The organism is Ruegeria sp. CF4 (assembly GCF_056537345.1).
The window spans coordinates 168,199-185,628 of the sequence record NZ_JBQFRJ010000002.1; the positions used below are offsets into that span (position 1 = coordinate 168,199).

A 17,430-nucleotide genomic window follows, 5' to 3' on the forward strand; every position below is an offset into this window, starting at 1 on the left:
CATTGGCCTCTCAGAATTCAATAGGGAGAATATGATGAAAAAACTGACAAACCTTCTAGCAGCAACCGCTCTGACCGCCGCCTCCGCAGCGCCCGCGCTGGCCGAGAAATGGGACATGCCGATGGCTTATTCGGCTTCCAATTTCCACTCGGCCACCGGTGCGGAATTCGCCAAATGTGTAACCACAGGTACAGGTGGCGAGATCGAGATCGTCACGCACCCGTCAGGATCACTGTTCAAAGGTGCTGACATCAAACGTGCAATCCAGACCGGGCAGGCGCCGATTGGTGAGCGTTTGCTTTCGGGGCACCAAAACGAAAACGCGTTGTTCGGCTTTGATTCGATCCCGTTCCTGGCCACCTCGTTTGACGACAGTGCCAAGCTTTGGGAAGCGGCGAAGCCGTCGATCGAGAGCCTGCTGGCCGAACAGAACCTGACGCTGCTTTATGCTGTTCCTTGGCCACCGCAGGGACTGTACTTCAAGAACGAAGTCAACTCGGTTGCCGAAATGGAAGGTATCAAGTTCCGGTCCTACAATAATGCCACCTCAAGGCTGGCCGAGTTGACGGGTATGCTGCCGGTGACCGTCGAAGCGGCTGAGATCAGCCAGGCATTCGCAACCGGTGTCGCTGATGCAATGGTGTCGTCTGGTTCCACGGGCTACGACCGTAAAGTCTGGGAAAGCCTGAATTATTTCTACGAAGTCGACGCCTGGTTGCCCCGCAACTACGTAATGGTGAATTCTGATGTCTGGTCCGGAGTTTCCGACGCGAACAAGAACGTCATCAAGGCTTGTGCCGAACTGGCCGAATATGCCGGAAACTGGCGTGCCAAGGAATATACCGGCTTCACCCTGCAAGGCCTGCGGGATGGCGGTATGACTGTTGGTCCGGCATCTGATCAGATGGTTCAGGAATTGAAAGAGATCGGCGTCACCATGACCAATGAATGGCTGGAAGCTGCCGGAGACGAAGGCAAGGCCATCGTCGACACCTTCAATTCATCGCAATAACCGCGCTTGCGGGCGGTGTATTATTCGCCGCCCGCGATTCATTCAATCATAACAAACGGGGACGGTATGGCGGTATTGCGAGGGCTTCGGTCCGTACTGGATTTCATCTATCTTGCAGCAGGGGTTATGGCGGCGCTCAGCCTGATTGCCATTTTGCTGCTGATTGTCGTGCAGATGCTGGCCCGTTGGACCGGAGAGGTTTTTCCCGGCGCGCCTGACTATGCCGGGTATGCAATGGCCGCTGCCTCGTTCCTTGCCTTTGCCAATGCGCTAAACCGGGGCAGTCACATCCGCGTATCGATCCTGCTGAACGCAGTTCCGGAAGGTGTGCGTCGCATCCTGGAAATCTGGTGTTTTGCCGTCGGCTCTGCCGTCATGTGGTATTTTTGCTGGTACGCCTACCGCTTTGTCTACTGGAGCTGGAAGTTCAACGATATCAGCCAAGGGCAGGACAAAACCGCCCTTTGGATTCCGCAATCCACCATGCTGATTGGCGCCGTGATCCTCGCTATCGCTCTGACCGATCACCTCATCCACGTCGTCTTCAAGGGTGATCACCGCATCGTCCGCGATCTGGCTGATCAGAGCCACGGGGAATAGGGAATAAGAGCATGGAAAACCTGTCTGTCATCATCCTCTTTCTCTTTGTTCTCTTTACGCTTCTGGGCACCGGTATTTGGGTCGGACTGGCCCTGATGGGCGTTGCCTGGGTCGGGATGGAGTTGTTCACGACCCGCCCCGTGGGCGACGTGATGATCACCACCATCTGGTCTGCGTCTTCGTCCTGGACCCTGACGGCGCTGCCCATGTTCATCTGGATGGGTGAAATTCTCTATCGAACGCGATTATCCGAGGACATGTTTAAAGGCTTGTCGCCATGGATGGCTCCGCTTCCCGGAGGGCTGGTGCATACGAACATCGTCGGCTGCACCGTATTTGCAGCCGTCTCGGGCTCGTCTGCGGCCACATTGACCACCGTCGGTAAGATGTCGATCCCGGAGTTGCGCAGGCGCAACTACCCCGAGCGGATGATTATCGGGACTTTGACCGGAGCGGCGACGCTGGGCCTGATGATCCCGCCATCGCTGACGTTGATCGTCTATGGCGTGACGATCAATGAATCGATCACCAAGCTGTTCTTTGCGGGCATTCTGCCGGGCCTCGTGCTCGCTGCGATGTTCATGGGGTATGTCGCAATTTACTCGAAGCTGGGCAAAGACTGGAATCCGAACCAAGAGGGTAAGCTGTCCTTCTCCGAAAAGATTAAGAACTCGCGTTTTCTGCTCCCTGTAATCCTGCTGATCGTGGTGGTCATCGGCTCGATGTATCTGGGCTATGCCACTGCGACGGAGGCTGCAGCGTTCGGCGTGATCGGGGGGTTGCTGCTGGCCGCAGGGCAGGGGTCGCTCAACTGGAAGACCTTCACCGAGAGCTTAATGGGTGCCACGCGCACCAGCGCGATGATCGCGCTGATCCTTGCAGGCGCGGCCTTCCTGTCGCTTTCGATGGGTTTCACTGGCCTGCCTCGTGGTCTGGCGGACTTGATCGCAGGTTGGGAGTTGACCCGATTCGAGCTGCTGATGGTTTTGTTGGTATTCTACATCATTCTGGGTTGCTTTCTTGACGGTATTTCTTCCGTCGTGCTGACCATGGCGGTGGTCGAGCCAATGATCCGCGACGCCGGAATTGATCTGATCTGGTTTGGCATCTTTATCGTGGTCGTCGTCGAAATGGCGCAGATCACACCGCCGATTGGCTTCAACCTGTTTGTGATGCAGGGGATGACTAATCATGAAATGAGCTACATCGCCCGCGCTGCGATTCCGATGTTCCTGATCATGGTGCTGATGGTCTTCCTCCTGATCTGGTTCCCTGAACTCGCCACATGGCTGCCCGAGAACCTGCGAGGGACCCCGGGCGGGTAGGGCAGCGCAGTGAACCCGCTGCTCTGGGCGGCGCGCAACGGCCCCTATGTTCTGGTCCTGGGGCTGGCTGCGGGGTTACTGCTGCCAGCTCTGGCCGAGCCGATGCGCCCACTATTGCCGCCGCTTGTGGTCCTGTTGCTGTTCTTGACCATTCTACGGATGGAGCCAGTGGCCATCTTGGGATCTCTGACCGATCTGGGTCGGGTCCTGATAGCGGTGATCGGTTTTCAGGTTCTTACGCCGCTGATCGTTGTCTCAATCGGATTTGCAGGTGGATGGACGGGTACGGCGGTCGTTCTGTCTCTGCTGATCATGACTGCGGCACCTTCGATCTCGGGCAGCCCGAACCTCTGCATGATGATGGGATATCCCGCTGAGCACGCAATGCGCCTGGTCGTGGTTGGGACGGCTTTGCTACCTTTTACCGCTCTGCCGATCTTCTGGCTGATGCCCGAGCTTGGAGATATTGGGGAAGTCCTGAAAGCTGTATTTCGCCTGTTTCTTACGATTTCTGGCGTTACACTTGTCGCCGTCTTGCTGCGTCAGAAAATGTTGCCGCGCCCATCTAAAGCAACACTACTGCAGCTTGAGGGCGGTGCCACGATCACCTTGGCCGTGTTTGTTATAGGATTGATGCCATCGGTCAGCGCGGCGGCTCTGATTGATCCGTGGCTGGCCGTGTTCTGGATCGCTTTCGCCTGTCTGATGAATTTTGGCGCGCAGATTGCCACCTTCCAACTGACTCGCAAGCGCTGGGCGTCGGCGGAGGCGACTGCGGTGTCGCTGATCGCGGGCAATCGCAACATCGCGCTGTTCTTTGTCGCTTTGCCACCCGAGGTCACCGCGCCGATCATGGTGTTCATTGGCGCGTATCAGATACCGATGTACCTGACGCCTTTGGTCATGCGCCGGATGTATTCCGGGTGATCGACCTACGTGTGTTCCATAGATATTTGCTTTAGCTTAACAGAGCGGCTGGTTAATAAGTGATATTAAGAGCTTATGTCATGCTGACAAATAGCGGATTCAGAGGCGGATCGAGGTGATATCTACGAAGCCAAGGAAGCTTTCGGCTGTCTCGTTATAGCGAGTTGCCACACGCCGCGCATTCTTCAGTTTGTTAAAGCATCTCTCGACCAGGTTTCTCAGCCGGTAGAGAGGCCAATCCAACCCAACGCGCCTCTTTCGGGACTTTCGCATTGGGATCACCGGTCAAATGCTCCGGCTGTGCAGTTCGGCGCGAATGCGGTCGGCATCGAAATCTTTATCGGCTAGCTGCACGAACGGCTCCGGCAGGTTGTCGTCCATAACCCGATCAAAGCCGAGGTCGAGCGGACACAGCCGCCTTTTTACCGACCAAGGTCCGCTCTTGGTAAAAGGCTTGGCCGGGCTGCATGCTGCGCTGGATTTCGGCAGCAGAGAGCCCAAAACGCGCAATGCTGCGTCTTGCGTGAAGTTCTGCAGTTAAGATTAGGCAACGCGCAACGAAGTAGGTCTTCCAACCTCCGCCGCGATTTCGTTGAGCAGTGCGAGAGCAGTGTCACTTCGGCTCTTAGGAATAGATCTTGCGACGTAGGCAATCGCCGGAGGCTCAGGAAAGATGCCTTCCATAACCTCTAGGTCTGAAGACAAATGGAGGCCGTTCATCAGTGCTACGCCAAGCCCTGCGCGCGTTGCCGCAAGAATGCCAGAGACGCTCGGGCATTCGAGAACAGCATCGAACTGGTGCCCCATTACGGTGCCGTGTGATTGCGCCCAATGCTTGTAAAAACAGTTCTCATCGAAGGCGAGGAACGGCACAGGTGCGTCCGGTTTCAACGGTAGGTCATGTGACTTGATCCAATGCAGCCGATCCTCGTAGAGCACAATGTCGTCGCGGCGAACCTCGTCTCTCAAAACCTGAATGACTGCGATATCGATTTCGCCCGCTGACAACCAATCCGACAAAGTTAGGCTCTGACCTATCCTAGTGTTTACCTTGGTATCGGGATGCAAGCGCGTGAACCGCCCGAGAATACGTGCCACGTCTCCACCAGTCGTGTCTTCGGTCATTCCCAAACGAATGATGCCAGCCAGAGGTTTCTTGCCCAGTGCGGCCAGAGCTTCGTCATGCAAATCCATCATCCGCCGCGCATATTCTAACAAGCGCTTCCCAGCCTCCGTGAACAATGGCCCACCGGCACGTCGTGCCAACAGTTCACAATCCAACACTGTTTCAAGCCGCTTGATTTTATGACTCACCGCAGGTTGCGACAACGCCAGATGTTCAGCGGCGCGCGTAACGCCACCGTGGGCAGAAATTGCAACCAAAGCACGCAGGCCTTCGATATCGAGGCGCTCAGTCATTCGAAAATTCGATCATGTTATGACAATCATTCATTTGATGTATTGATTAGCAAAGGGCTAAGGCTGGGAAAAGTAGAAAATGGAGTTTCCCTCATGGCCCACCTTGTTGATCAAGATGTTCTCATCAACGGCACACGCATTACTCACGGCGTGCATGGACACGGAGCCCCCGTGGTTCTTCTCCACGGCACGCCTTCCTCTTCCTATATCTGGCGCAACATCCTCCCGACGTTGGTTGAGTCCGGCTACAAGGTTCACGTGTATGACATGCTCGGTTACGGGTTGTCTGAGCGCCCGCAAAACACAAGCGTCGACACATCCGTTACAGGTCAGGTGCCGATCCTTGAGGGACTGCTGGAGGCATGGGAGCTCGATGACGCCCACATTGTCGCGCACGACATAGGCGGCGGCGTCGCACAGAGATTTGGTATTCGGTCCCCCGAACGGATGCGAAGCCTGACCATGATCGACGTAGTCAGCTTCGATAGTTGGCCTTCCAAGCGCACACATAAACAGATGCAGGCAGGGCTCGATAAGCTGATCAATGCGAGTGACGCGGACCACCGCGAACACTTCCGAGATTGGCTCTACTCGACGGTCCAGAACAAGGAACGTTTGGCAGAAACGTCGATGGAGACTTACCTCGACTTCATCTGCGGCCCGGTCGGACAAGGTAGTTTCTTCCAGCATCAAGTGATGCATTATGAGCCCAAGCATACTGACGAGATAGCACCGCGATATGCCGAGCTTGGGCAAAAGCCGGTGCAACTCATTTGGGGGGCAGATGATGCGTGGCAGGTCGTTGACTGGGCGAACAGATTGCATGCGGCAATACCCGGTACAGAGCTGCATGTGCTGGAAAACTGCGGTCACTTCTCGATGGAGGATCAGCCCGAAAAAGTCTCAACGTTACTAGTCGACTTTCTCGGTCGGAATTCGTGACGTAGAAGAAATAATGCTGCCGTTCCACAAATGAGAGTGGACGGTAGCTTCGTCCGCTTGTCGGGCCACCATCCGTCTTCCAGCTTCGCTCGCGCAGCGAGTGTCTCCTTTGATGGGCTAGCCGCTGCGACGAAGCCCACCGATCAACGGCGGCTCTGGACCGCTCAGCGAGCTAACAGCACTTCAGCGCATCGCCTTTACTTCTGGAGGGAAATTGCCAGTCTTGGGGCACACGTCAGCATCAAAAGGGCCAAGCATGAACGCCAACTTGTTTTTCACCAACGTAACGGCCAACGCAATAGTGATGTTTGCACGACTGGTGACTGCGGTTCGGGCGATATGGGATGGTGTGGAACCTGTCCAATCCAAACGTGTGTATTTTGCAAACCACACCAGCAATGGCGATTTCGTTTTGATCTGGGCCGTTCTGCCGCCGTCTGTCCGTCGCCGGACCCGGCCAGTGGCGGGAAGTGACTATTGGCTGACGTCAAATCTGAAGTCCTTTATCGGCCGCGACGTGTTCAATGCGGTGCTGATTGACCGAAATCCTGAGACCCGCACGGACGATCCGATCACCCAAATGGTTGAAGCATTGGACGACGGCAACTCATTGATCCTGTTCCCAGAAGGCACCCGCAACATGAGTGACGAGCCACTTTTGCCCTTTAAAACCGGTCTCTTTCATTTGGCTACAAAACGTCCCGATGTCGATTTGGTTCCGGTATGGATCGAAAACCTCAATCAGGTGATGCCTAAAGGCGAGATTTTCCCGATCCCGCTGATCTGTACTGTGCGTTTTGGCGGAGCGCTGCGGCTGCAAACAGACGAGAGTAAGGACATGTTTTTGAAGCGAAGCCATGCCGCTCTTGTCGCCCTAAAAAACAGTGGAGACGACGCATGAGCGCGCCCTATGAATTCATCCTGCTTTTGGGCGGCGTACTTTGCGTATTGATCCTAGCATCTTTGGTGGCCTCCATCTTGAAGAAACGCGTCGGGCCCGATGACACCAATCCTGTCATCGAGAACCTGGTAGCGCGAATAAATGCCTGGTGGGCCATGGTGGTGCTTTTGGCAATTGCAATGTTCTTCGGACGTGCAGGCGCGGTAATCCTGTTTGGATTTCTGTCCTTTGCCGCAATGCGCGAATTCCTGACACTGACCGCCAAATCCCGTGCCGATCACTATTCTCTTGCCGTCGCGTTTTTCGTTGTCTTGCCGTTTCAGTACTATCTGGTCTGGATCGACTGGTACGGCCTCTATTCGATATTCATACCAGTCTACGCCTTCTTGTTCCTACCGATCATTTCTGCGCTTCGGGGCGAGACAGACAATTTCCTTACCCGCGTTTCGGAAACCCAATGGGGGCTGATGATCTGTGTGTTCGCGGCCAGTCACGTCCCAGCGCTGCTTACACTTCAAATCCCCGGCTACGAGGGCAAATCAATCCTTTTGATCGCCTTCCTGGTGGTGGTCGTCCAGGGATCGGATGTTCTGCAGTATGTTTTCGGCAAGCTGTTTGGGCGCCGCAAGATCGCACCGGTCTTGTCGCCAGCAAAGACCTGGGAGGGTTTCCTTGGCGGCGTTTTGTCATCCAGCATGCTCGGCGCCCTTCTTTGGTGGATGACACCATTTACTCTTTGGCAGGCCTTTCTAGTTTCGCTGCTGATTACCGTCATGGGTTTTTTTGGTGGCCTTGTGATGTCGGCCATCAAACGCGACAAGGGCGTCAAAGATTGGGGGCACCTGATTGCCGGCCATGGCGGCATCATAGACCGGCTCGATTCGGTTGTATTCTCGGCGCCAATCTTCTTTCACGTCGTGCGTTACTTCTGGTCGACCGTATGAGCCTTCTTCAAAACAAGGCCGTTCATGGACTTGGAGGGTTTTTGCTGATGGGAGGATGGGCCGCTTTTGCCAATCGCGCACACGAGATGCCTGCACCATTGCTCGCTGGTCTGGTTCAGGGGATTTTGACCGCCACCATCACACTCTTTCTGAAGCGGATTATTGAGAGCATCTTTCATCGCACGACTGGAGTGTTCCGGTTGGCTCTCCCACCTCTCGCCGCCTTTATGATCTCTCTTGTTTTTCTGACGGCGATACACACTTTCGCCGGCACACCTGCATTGCTGGCGACGATTTCAGTTCCACTCACCATTTCGACGCTTTATGCGTTCTTCTACACACTTGCCCTGAGCCGCCATGTCTGAACGTCGCCCAATTGCCAGTCGTGATACAAAACTTGCCGCGCGCGTTGCCCGGGCACTGGCGGAACGTGGCGTGTCGCCCAACCGTATCTCACAGTTCTCCATGGTGTTTGCGGCTCTGGCAGGTTTGGCGTTCTGGCTGTCAGGTGTAACAGACGGTTTCTTGACGGCGATCTGTCTTCTTGGCGCGGCGCTTGGCTGTCAGTTTCGGTTGCTTTGCAACCTCTTTGACGGAATGGTTGCGATTGAAGGTGGGCGCGGCGCGGCTGATGGGCCGTTCTGGAACGAAGCGCCGGACCGGGTGGCGGATGCATTTATTCTGATCGGACTTGGATTGGGAACAGGGCACCCCACTCTTGGTTGGGCCGCCGCTGCATTCGCGATCGGAACAGCTTATGTGCGCGAGCTGGGCAAGGCTCAGGGGCAAAGTGCCGATTTCAGGGGTCCCATGGCCAAGCCACAGCGCATGGCGGTCGCGACTGCGGCTGCAATCCTTTCGATCTTCGTCCCCGTGATATTAGGATGGCCCGTTCTGTACATCGCCTTGTGGATCATTGTTCTGGGTTCGGCGGTCACGGTACTTCGCCGGAGCTTTAGCATAATCGCGATCTTAAGGTCCGCATCGAACGGAACCGAATAGAGAGAGATTCGAAATTCCCGCAACATACTTTGGCTCTATTGTTACAACGAGAATCGACCTGCTAGATTACGTGCTATTTGGTGGAAATTCGTGAATGCAGCGAATGTCGGAAACGCGAGCTGCGGCTGTAATATCCCCTGGCTCTCTTCAAGGTCAGTTATCCTCTTGGTCATTGGGGTCGGCTTCATTGCAGCCATTGCTCTGAAACTCGGCCCGCCTGAAACGTTCGCCATTTATTTTGCCGCTTTTGTCGTTATCGGTTCGGTCATCGGCAATTCCATCGTCAAGGGTCTGGCTTCGGCACTGATGGGCATCCTGATCGCCATGGTCGGTCTGGACTCGATTTAGAGCGAGGAGCGCTATACGTTCGGGTCGTTCGATCTGTCCAATGGCATTGGCTTGGTACCGCTGATGATTGGCGTCTTCGTGTTGGGCGAGGTCTTTAACCAGTTGGAAACCCGGCGCAAAACCACCGGCAACACCCAAGAGAACGAACGTGCAGCGGACGGAAACAGTCTGACCTGGGAGGAATACAAACCTTGTCTTCCGCATGCATTGCGTGGTGGGTTCATTGGTGTGGGTATCGGTGTTTTGCCAGGGCTTGGATCAGCCATCGCAGCGTTTATCTCTTATGGAGAAGGCAAACGCCGTGCAAAGAATGCCGAAATGTGGGGTCAGGGGGCGCTTGAAGGAGTAGCGGCGCCCGAGGCTGCCAACAACGCTGTGTCGGGACCGTCGATGGCGCCGCTGCTGACGCTGGGCATCCTGATCACACCCTACATCGTGATGGTGGTCTATGCCGCCTCAGTCGAGGTGTCTGTGGGCCGAATGTTCCTTGCAGGTGTCATTCCGGGGCTGTGTTGGCCAGTCTGATGCTGATGGTCACGATCTATCTGATCGCTAAGATCGAGAACCTACCAAAGGGCGAATAGAAAGGCTGGGACGAAGTGTTCCAGTCGGGCCGCGAGGCCGGTTGGGGACTGTTCCTGATCGTGATCATTCCGGGCGATATCTATGGTGGTATCTTCACTCCCACAGAGGCTGCCGCTGTATGCACCTTGATGGCAGATTGGACGCCTCGCTCGACCCAGCAATGGCGCGAAGAGCAATTGAGGTTGGCTGGGCAGTAGCACACCCTTGGGCCGACCAACGCCCCGGATGGAGCGGCTTTGTCATGATCTATACTCCGACCTCATCAGAAGAGCTGGATGTCGCCATCGATCTGGTAGAAAGTTCGTACACCTTCATCACCGGCAACTCTTTGAGTTAAGCACGTGTTGCCCAATAGAGTGCAGGGATGCCTGCTTTCTGTCAGAGATCAGTTTCAGCCACCTTGTTTCTCGCGGTCAATTTCTTTCTTACATTTTTGCCATGGCGAAGCGCTCGATACGTTCAAGCCTTTCGCATCAATGGTAGCTCCTGTCCCGCGAAGTTGAATTTGCAAAGCTCAGCGTCGAAGGTCCGCTTCGGGCTGAAAAAACTATCAGGCCACAGCCGTGGAACGCAGGATTTAAGTTTGTCGCGATTGTCGCCGGTGGCTGTGTCTGGTGACAGCACCTACAAAGCGAAACTCGAAAATCCGTTCATTCTTTAGTATCAGGCACACCCAGTTTTCGCAGATCTTCTACCCATCGATTGAGATACGCCTCACTCTTGAATGGCGCGTTCATTGCCTCTTGGATGGTGAATTCGGGATTGGCCGTTAGAAATTCATCGATAACGGCTTGCGCATCACTGGGAAGACCAAGACGCAAAAGAACTGGCGCGTAGGTGCGCTTCAAGCCGTCTGGTATTTCGTTCATCTGTTCAATTGAAACCCTTGCATCTTCATACTTCTCAGCGAAGTACTGAGCCCAACCCAGATTCCAAAGATACCAGTCTTGGTGATGTGGATTCAGCCGAATCGCCAGTTTCATGCGCTCAACGGCCTCAGGTGCCTTGCCGTCATAGACGAGCGGATCGATGGAATCTGCCAGCACAGATGCCGAATTTGGATTCAGGGAAATAGCTTTGTCATAAAGCGAAGCTGCCCGCTCAAGATTACCGCTCTGAGTTGTTGCATTGGCTAAGACCCAATGACCCTTGAAATTGAAGGGTTCCAATTCAATAGCTTTCCGCGCCATCTCAAATGCGCGCGCCAGCGACTCTTCGCGCGTCAAAGAGATGGTCCATCCCCAACGATACCCGTTTATATGTGCCCAAGCGTTTTCGACATACGCCCCGGCGTAGTTCGGATCAAGAGCAATTGCTTTTGCGCTAAGCTCTTCTGCCCTGATGTTTCCTTCTTTTGTGAAGGTAAACCACTCTTCCTGCGCGCGTTTGCGCAATTCGTAAGCGCCAAGACTATCAGTAGGCTGATGCTTAAGGCGGCTGTACTCCGCCAGATCGATATTTGTGGAGAGAAGCGAAGCTATCGTTCGGGTTATCTCATCTTGTACTGAAAAAATGTCCTGTAGGTCTCGATCATAGCTGTCTGCCCAGATATTCTGGCTCGTCGTCGCATCAATGAGTTGGGACGTCACGCGCAAGCGCTCACCTGCAATTTGAACGCTCCCCTCAACGATGTAGCGAACACCCAATTCCTCTGACACTTTCTGTATATCTGCCGGAGTGTCCTTATATGAAAACGTCGAGTTTCGGGCGACCACTAAAAAGTCTGAAAAACGGGACAAGGCGGTCAAGATGTTCTCACTCAGTCCGTCGCTCAGGTAATCTTGGCTCGGGTCGTTGTTGAGATTGTCGAACGCCATGACCGCGATGGAGGGTTTGCCAGACAGGGTCGCAGCTTGTTCATCCGTGTCCGGAGTCAGCACCGCGGACCAAGGTTGCAGCCATGCAGCGGCTACTAACGCCAGGATAATTGCGGTACAACTTACCATGACCAAGCGAGTTTTTGTTGGCTTATTCGCAAGTGGTACGACAGGAGAAACGATGGTTTTCGCCTTGTCATCCATTGTAAGGCTGTACACGTGAACGGGGTCGGGGATGTTCTTAACCTCTCGCATTCCCAAATCTTCGATGGTGAGATCGAGCTGGGTATGTACCTGTTCGAAAACACTAGCCGACATGTAAATGCCATCCGGGACAGCCAGGCTTTCAATGCGTGCGGCGACATTTACACCATCCCCATAAATGTCATCCTGATCTACGACGATGTCGCCAACATTGATGCCGATCCGGTATCGCACCTGCGAATCTTGCGGCAGGTCCGCGTTAGCGACCCCTATATAGTGCTGCATGTCCACCGCACATCGAACGGCCTCAACCGCGCTTGCAAACTCAAGGAGCAAACCGTCGCCCATCAATTTAACGATGCGCCCATGTCGTGAAGCGACAACTGGTTCAAAAAACTGCTCGCGATGGGCTTTGACCCTTGCAAGCACACTGGCCTCGTCATTTCGAATAAGACGACTATAGCCAACCACATCGGCGGCAAGTATCGCTGCTAGACGTCTTTCCAAAGACTGAACTCCCACAGTGGGAAACACGCTAAACACAAAATTACAACTAAGCCAGACGCGCAAGCCGACCATATAATTTGAAGAAAGCGATTGTTCAGTCTTTTTAAGACCGTCAGCAGCGAACCTGTGCCTGACAACGACGTGCAGTTGTTCATTGAATGCTCGCTTGGGGTTGCGACCGGCCAATTATACTTGCCGCAGAGAACGGCAATACTGAGTCCATTTTCACAGATGCTGCGTTCTGCACAAACGGCGGGTGTTCTAGTGAGGTGGCAAATTTAAAATTCCAGTTTCTGGTTCCCGATGTGCTGCTATCAGTGCCGATTTCGGCTCAGCCACCATGCGTGCATTTCTTCGAACTTTGATTTGAGCGCCAATCCGTCTTTTGTTGCACTAAACTCAACGCGAAGCGGTATCTCTGCAAAGACCTCACGCTCCACTAATCCATCTGGTTCAAGCGCGCGGAGTTGGCTCGTGAGCATCGTTTGGGAGATGCCATCAATATCAAGGCGCCACTCTCCGAACCTCTTTGTTCCGTGGAATATCAGCTCCTTCAAAATCGAGAGTTTCCACCTTCCACCGATCATCGTGAAGATGATTGGTAAGGAACACGGGTCGCCATTCTTTTACGGGCTATCCACTAAAATTCTCCAGTTTCCACTGTTACTAGGGAAATCTGCCTACTTTATAAATTAATGTAGTGGTGCAAAATCTGGCTAAATCAACACTTCAACAAGACATCAGAAAGCGGTTAACATACACGTCATCCTACTGAAACTCGGAGAAAACAAAGCTTCTGCACCAGAACACATGGCAGATCACAAGGCTTGGATAGTCATGACCATATTCGTCTACTCCCACGAGGTGAGCCCGTCGAGGTTTGAATGCAGTTGATGGCGATTGTAGCCGCCGCGCTATGCCGCAATCAGGCGGTAGGCATACCGAGCTTTTCGAGCATCTTGGAGGCCATTGAAACATACCAGCGTGAAACACGTAAGGGATTACGGGAGTGGGTTCGGCACTTCGCCGATCCCCAGAACGTCGCGCTGCCTCACTTCGTCGCGCCTGTAGTATTTGATGTGCCACGCGACGAATGACTGGATACTAACAATTTGACCCTGCGAACTTATGCGCGAATACCGCGCAAGGTAATGGGCGAGCACACTCGATTTTCCTGAATGAAATCAGTGAAAGGAATGTAGTGTTATGCGCGCCCTTACAGGCACTGTAGGGGTTCCCGCAGCACTGTGGCTTCTGCGCACAGTACCGCGGGGCACCTATTCATCCTTGTTTCCTGAGGACAGCAGATCGTTGCCTCTTACGTCGCCATGGCTTTGGCTATATCCAGAACGCAGCCCGCACTTCGGCTGGTCGGTCGCCATTTGGGGTTCGTACCTCTAGCAGCGTGCCTGCGTCCCAATGCTGTGTATCAACCATGCCAATTGCGACGTTTGTGCCAAAGTCAGGTGACCAGGCAGCGGACGTGATTTGACCGACCCGTTTTCCGTCTTTGAACAAAGGCCAAGCCGAACGAGCAGGAGGCACGGGATCACCGGGAATGGAAATCGCGCGGATCTGCCGGGTCGGGCCAGTTTCTACTTCGCGAGCAAGTGCTTGCTTGCCTATGTGGTCACTGTCCTCGCCCGGTTTGCAGAATTTGCCCAAACCACACTCCAGTGGTGAGTTTTCCATTGTCATGTCGTTGCCATAGCTCAACAGCCCGCCTTCGATCCTTTCGATCAGGTTTGGACATCCCGGGCGAACATTCAGATCAGCTCCGGCTTCGAAAAGGGTGTTCCATAGAGGCATACCGTAGGCACCGTTTTCGACATAGATTTCATAGCCGCCCTGTTTTGAGTAACCAGAGCGCGCGACCACAAAGTACGTGTCCTGAAACGCCAATCGTTTGTAACGGAAGAAGCGGATATCCCGAACCTCGTCTCCAAAGACCCGCGCCATCAGGTCATCCGACTTTGGTCCTTGAACGGCCAGTGGCGAGACGTCAGGTTCGAACACCCGCACATCCATACCTGCACCGACGGCCAAACCCTTAATCCACAAAAGCAGATCGCTGTCTGCGATTGAGATCCACCAGCGATCCTCGCTGTGTTTGATCGCCACCGGATCATTCAGCATACCGCCATTTTCGTCGACAATCGGCACGTAGTAGCACTGGTCTTCCTGCATTTTCTCAAGATTGCGAGGGGTCAACCGTCGCATCAGGCGGCCCGCATCCGGGCCATTCAGTTCGATCTGCCGTTCGCAGGACACATCCCAGACCTGGACGTGAGATTTGAGATGCCGGTAATCCGCCTCGACGCTCTCAAAAACGGTAGGCAGCAGCATCCGGTTATAGACGGTGTAGGCGGTAACGCCCTTGTCTTCGACGCCCTCGGAAAAAGGGGTCTGACGCAGGCGGCGGGATTGGGACAGCAGACGCATTTCAAGGGTCCATTGCTTTGGCGCGATCCCGAAGCTGGAACTTCTGGATTTTGCCAGTGGAGGTTTTGGGAAGAGTTTCGAAGACGACGGCTTTGGGGGCCTTGAACCCAGCCAGATGGTCGCGGCAGAAGGCTATGATCTCGTCAGATGTTGTTTCGGCACCGTCGCGCAATTCGACAAAGGCGCATGGTACTTCGCCCCATTTTTTATGCGGCATCGCAACCACGGCAGCGGCCTGTACGGCGTCATGGTGGTAGAGTACTGCTTCGACCTCGACCGAAGAGATGTTTTCTCCGCCGGAGATGATTACGTCTTTCAGGCGGTCACGTATCTGGATGTAGCCGTTTTCATGTAAGACAGCGCCGTCGCCGGACCAGAACCAACCATCCTCAAAAGCTTTCGACGTGGCCTCGGCGTCCTTGTAATACCCCGCCATCACCGTGTTACCCCGAATGGCGATTTCGCCCTGTGTATTGCCGTCACGCGCTACGGGTGTGCCGTTGCTACGGTCGATCACCGTAACCTCTTCGACCATCGGAAAGGCGATGCCTTGCTGCGCTTGCAACTCGGCTTGCTCAGCGGAACTGAGATCATCCCACTCCTCCTGCCAGAGGCATTGTGAGATATGCCCATAGGTCTCCGTCAGGCCGTAGACCTGCATGACGTCAAAACCCATTGCGCGGGTCTTTTCGAGAACCGAAGGCGGCGGCGGTGCGCCTGCCGTCAAAACGCGGATCGCAGGATCGAAGGAGGGCGTGCCGCTCTCGGCTTCGGCTAGCATTTGCAACACGATCGGCGCTGCGCCGAAATGGGTCACGCCATGAGTGCGGATCGCGTCCAGAATACGGTCTGCCGCTGGAACTCGGGTGAAAATGACCGTTGCGCCCAGCATGGTCATCAACCACGGGTGCCCCCAACCGTTGCAGTGGAACATCGGCACCACCGACAGATAGACCGGGTAAGGCGGCATCTGCCAAGCCGTCCCTGTGCCGAGCGCCATCAGATAGGCCCCGCGATGGTGATAAACAACGCCTTTCGGGCGACCGGACGTACCGGACGTATAGTTTAACGCAATGGCATCCCATTCATCATCGGGCAGTTCTATTGGTAGCGGTGTGGCTTCGGTCAACGCGTCATAGGTTTGACCACCAAGGCTCTCACCCGTAACCGCAGGATCGGCGATCTCGACCACTGGCAAAGATCGACCGAGAAGATCAAAGGCTTTGGACAGAAGCGGTACAAGCTCCTGATCCACGATTACCAGTTTCGTGTCCGCGTGATCCAGAATGTAGGCGATGGTTTCCGGTTCCAGCCGCGTGTTCAGCGTGTTGAGGACCCCGCCCGTCAGCGGCAGTGCAAAGTGCAACTCGAAGAGTTCCGGGATATTTGGGCTCAGCACTGAAACGGTATCGCCCTTCTGCACGCCAAGTTCGACGAGCCCACCGGCCACAGCACGAATACGGGTTGCAGTTTCGGCCCATGTTCGCTGAGTGTCACCATAGATCACCGCTTTGCGCGCGCCGTGCAGGTTTTCGGCGCGGCGCAGAAAGGATATCGGCGATAAGGGCACATGGTTGGCCCGCGTCTTCTGAAGAGCCTCGAAATGGTGACGCATCCCGGTTCCGCCTGATTTAGCTGTTAGGCCGCACTCGGGCGGCGGTTTTGTTTGCAAAGGCTTCCAGACGCGCACGAGCCGCAGGTTGGGTATTGACCACTCCGCCAACCACGGCCTCTGCATAGGCTGCATCCATGCCGGACATATTGTTCAAGTGGCTGATCGCAGAGCAGATGGCAAAGTTGGTCAGCGGCAGGTTCTGCGCAATTTGTTCTGCCAACTCCATCGCCTTGGCCATGCTACCGCCATCTTCAGTGATGTATTGCGCCAATCCCAGATCGACGGCCTCTTGCCCCTGATAGACGCGGCCTGTCAGGATCATGTCGATCATGCGGTACTTACCGATCATGTCTGAAACACGGATTGTCGCTCCACCACCGGTGAAAATCCCGCGCTGTCCTTCGGGCAGGGCAAAATAGGTGCCCGGGTCGATCACCCGGATATGTGCCGCGCTGGCAAGTTCCAGTCCTCCGCCAACAACCGCTCCTTTTAGGGCGGCGATGATCGGCACACCGCCATATTCCATCTTGTTGAAAGCCTCATGCCAGCGCAGACAAACATGCATGAAGTCATCCGGGCTACGGTCGGCTTTCCAATGTTCGACCAGATCAAGGCCTGCGCAGAAATGGTTGCCTTCACCGGCCAAAACCACAGCTCTAACACCGGCTATGCGGGCACCGCTGAAAAAGCGTATCAGTTCCTCGATGGTGGCCACATCCAGCGCGTTGCGCTTTGAAGGGCGGTTCAATGTCACGACAAACAGGCCGTTCTCACGCTCTGAAATCGCGAGGTTTTCGTAAGTGTCGGGGTTCACGACATCATTCATGGGTCAGGTCCCTT

17 protein-coding genes and 3 pseudogenes are annotated in these 17,430 nt (G+C 54.8%); 13 read left to right on the forward strand and 7 right to left on the reverse strand.

Annotated features, from left to right (window positions below; genetic code table 11):
* Nucleotides 1-34 precede the first annotated feature (34 nt).
* From ACR0NF_RS07495 to ACR0NF_RS07510, 4 genes are all read left to right on the forward strand, one after another.
* Nucleotides 35-1,012, forward strand: coding sequence for a TRAP transporter substrate-binding protein (locus tag ACR0NF_RS07495; protein ID WP_480471039.1), 978 nt, complete (start codon nt 35-37; stop codon nt 1,010-1,012).
* Nucleotides 1,013-1,078: 66 nt separating this feature from the next.
* A complete protein-coding gene (locus ACR0NF_RS07500; RefSeq protein WP_480471038.1) occupies nt 1,079-1,612 on the forward strand; it encodes a TRAP transporter small permease in 534 nt (177 codons plus the stop codon).
* Between the two features lie 11 nt (nt 1,613-1,623).
* Complete coding sequence (locus tag ACR0NF_RS07505; protein ID WP_480471037.1) at nt 1,624-2,937, forward strand: TRAP transporter large permease; 1,314 nt, start codon at nt 1,624-1,626, stop codon at nt 2,935-2,937.
* A 9-nt stretch (nt 2,938-2,946) separates the two neighbouring features.
* On the forward strand, nt 2,947-3,864 hold the full coding sequence (locus ACR0NF_RS07510) for a hypothetical protein (RefSeq protein ID WP_480471036.1): 918 nt from the start codon (nt 2,947-2,949) through the stop codon (nt 3,862-3,864).
* A 99-nt stretch (nt 3,865-3,963) separates the two neighbouring features.
* On the opposite strand, the pseudogene ACR0NF_RS07515 reads toward ACR0NF_RS07510, so the two are convergent.
* Together ACR0NF_RS07515 and ACR0NF_RS07520 are read right to left on the reverse strand one after the other, a co-directional pair.
* Nucleotides 3,964-4,260 (reverse strand): annotated as a pseudogene (locus tag ACR0NF_RS07515) (transposase family protein); the annotation flags it as partial.
* 147 nt (nt 4,261-4,407) lie between these two features.
* Nucleotides 4,408-5,283, reverse strand: coding sequence for a LysR family transcriptional regulator (locus ACR0NF_RS07520; RefSeq protein WP_480471035.1), 876 nt, complete (start codon nt 5,281-5,283; stop codon nt 4,408-4,410).
* Nucleotides 5,284-5,376: 93 nt separating this feature from the next.
* Between ACR0NF_RS07520 and ACR0NF_RS07525 the strand changes: the two genes are divergently transcribed.
* The 8 genes and pseudogenes from ACR0NF_RS07525 (at nt 5,377) to ACR0NF_RS07560 (ending at nt 10,342) form a co-directional block, all read left to right on the forward strand.
* Complete coding sequence (locus ACR0NF_RS07525; protein ID WP_480778012.1) at nt 5,377-6,225, forward strand: alpha/beta fold hydrolase; 849 nt, start codon at nt 5,377-5,379, stop codon at nt 6,223-6,225.
* 256 nt (nt 6,226-6,481) lie between these two features.
* Nucleotides 6,482-7,126: a lysophospholipid acyltransferase family protein gene (locus ACR0NF_RS07530; protein WP_480667201.1), complete on the forward strand. Its 645-nt coding sequence runs from the start codon at nt 6,482-6,484 to the stop codon at nt 7,124-7,126.
* A complete protein-coding gene (locus ACR0NF_RS07535) occupies nt 7,123-8,070 on the forward strand; it encodes a phosphatidate cytidylyltransferase (RefSeq protein ID WP_480471033.1) in 948 nt (315 codons plus the stop codon). The genes ACR0NF_RS07530 and ACR0NF_RS07535 overlap by 4 nt, the downstream gene beginning before the upstream one ends.
* Nucleotides 8,067-8,435, forward strand: a complete 369-nt coding sequence (locus tag ACR0NF_RS07540) for a hypothetical protein (RefSeq protein WP_480471032.1) — start codon at nt 8,067-8,069, stop codon at nt 8,433-8,435. Before ACR0NF_RS07535 ends, ACR0NF_RS07540 begins: the two co-directional genes overlap by 4 nt.
* Nucleotides 8,428-9,072, forward strand: coding sequence for a CDP-alcohol phosphatidyltransferase family protein (locus tag ACR0NF_RS07545; RefSeq protein WP_480471031.1), 645 nt, complete (start codon nt 8,428-8,430; stop codon nt 9,070-9,072). The genes ACR0NF_RS07540 and ACR0NF_RS07545 overlap by 8 nt, the downstream gene beginning before the upstream one ends.
* A 165-nt stretch (nt 9,073-9,237) precedes the next feature.
* A pseudogene (locus tag ACR0NF_RS07550) lies at nt 9,238-9,816 on the forward strand (tripartite tricarboxylate transporter permease); the annotation flags it as partial.
* A gap of 9 nt (nt 9,817-9,825) precedes the next feature.
* Nucleotides 9,826-10,139 (forward strand): annotated as a pseudogene (locus ACR0NF_RS07555) (TRAP transporter large permease subunit); the annotation flags it as partial.
* Nucleotides 10,140-10,165: 26 nt separating this feature from the next.
* Nucleotides 10,166-10,342: a luciferase domain-containing protein gene (locus ACR0NF_RS07560; protein WP_480471030.1), complete on the forward strand. Its 177-nt coding sequence runs from the start codon at nt 10,166-10,168 to the stop codon at nt 10,340-10,342.
* A 313-nt stretch (nt 10,343-10,655) separates the two neighbouring features.
* On the opposite strand, the gene ACR0NF_RS07565 is transcribed toward ACR0NF_RS07560, so the two are convergent.
* Both ACR0NF_RS07565 and ACR0NF_RS07570 read right to left on the reverse strand, forming a co-directional pair.
* Nucleotides 10,656-12,719 (reverse strand): adenylate/guanylate cyclase domain-containing protein, encoded by a 2,064-nt coding sequence (locus ACR0NF_RS07565; RefSeq protein WP_480471029.1) that lies wholly within the window; start codon nt 12,717-12,719, stop codon nt 10,656-10,658.
* 128 nt (nt 12,720-12,847) lie between these two features.
* A complete protein-coding gene (locus tag ACR0NF_RS07570) occupies nt 12,848-13,120 on the reverse strand; it encodes a winged helix-turn-helix transcriptional regulator (protein ID WP_480471028.1) in 273 nt (90 codons plus the stop codon).
* A 297-nt stretch (nt 13,121-13,417) separates the two neighbouring features.
* Between ACR0NF_RS07570 and ACR0NF_RS07575 the strand changes: the two genes are divergently transcribed.
* Complete coding sequence (locus ACR0NF_RS07575; RefSeq protein WP_480471027.1) at nt 13,418-13,630, forward strand: hypothetical protein; 213 nt, start codon at nt 13,418-13,420, stop codon at nt 13,628-13,630.
* Nucleotides 13,631-13,871: 241 nt separating this feature from the next.
* On the opposite strand, the gene ACR0NF_RS07580 is transcribed toward ACR0NF_RS07575, so the two are convergent.
* The 3 genes from ACR0NF_RS07580 to dmdD are packed head-to-tail and all read right to left on the reverse strand — an operon-like array spanning nt 13,872 to nt 17,416.
* Nucleotides 13,872-14,975 (reverse strand): dimethylsulfoniopropionate demethylase, encoded by a 1,104-nt coding sequence (locus tag ACR0NF_RS07580; RefSeq protein WP_480471026.1) that lies wholly within the window; start codon nt 14,973-14,975, stop codon nt 13,872-13,874.
* 1 nt (nt 14,976) lies between these two features.
* Nucleotides 14,977-16,590, reverse strand: a complete 1,614-nt coding sequence (locus ACR0NF_RS07585; protein WP_480471025.1) for an AMP-binding protein — start codon at nt 16,588-16,590, stop codon at nt 14,977-14,979.
* A gap of 16 nt (nt 16,591-16,606) precedes the next feature.
* Nucleotides 16,607-17,416, reverse strand: coding sequence for a methylthioacryloyl-CoA hydratase (gene dmdD / locus ACR0NF_RS07590; protein WP_480471024.1), 810 nt, complete (start codon nt 17,414-17,416; stop codon nt 16,607-16,609).
* Between the last annotated feature and the right edge of the window lie 14 nt (nt 17,417-17,430).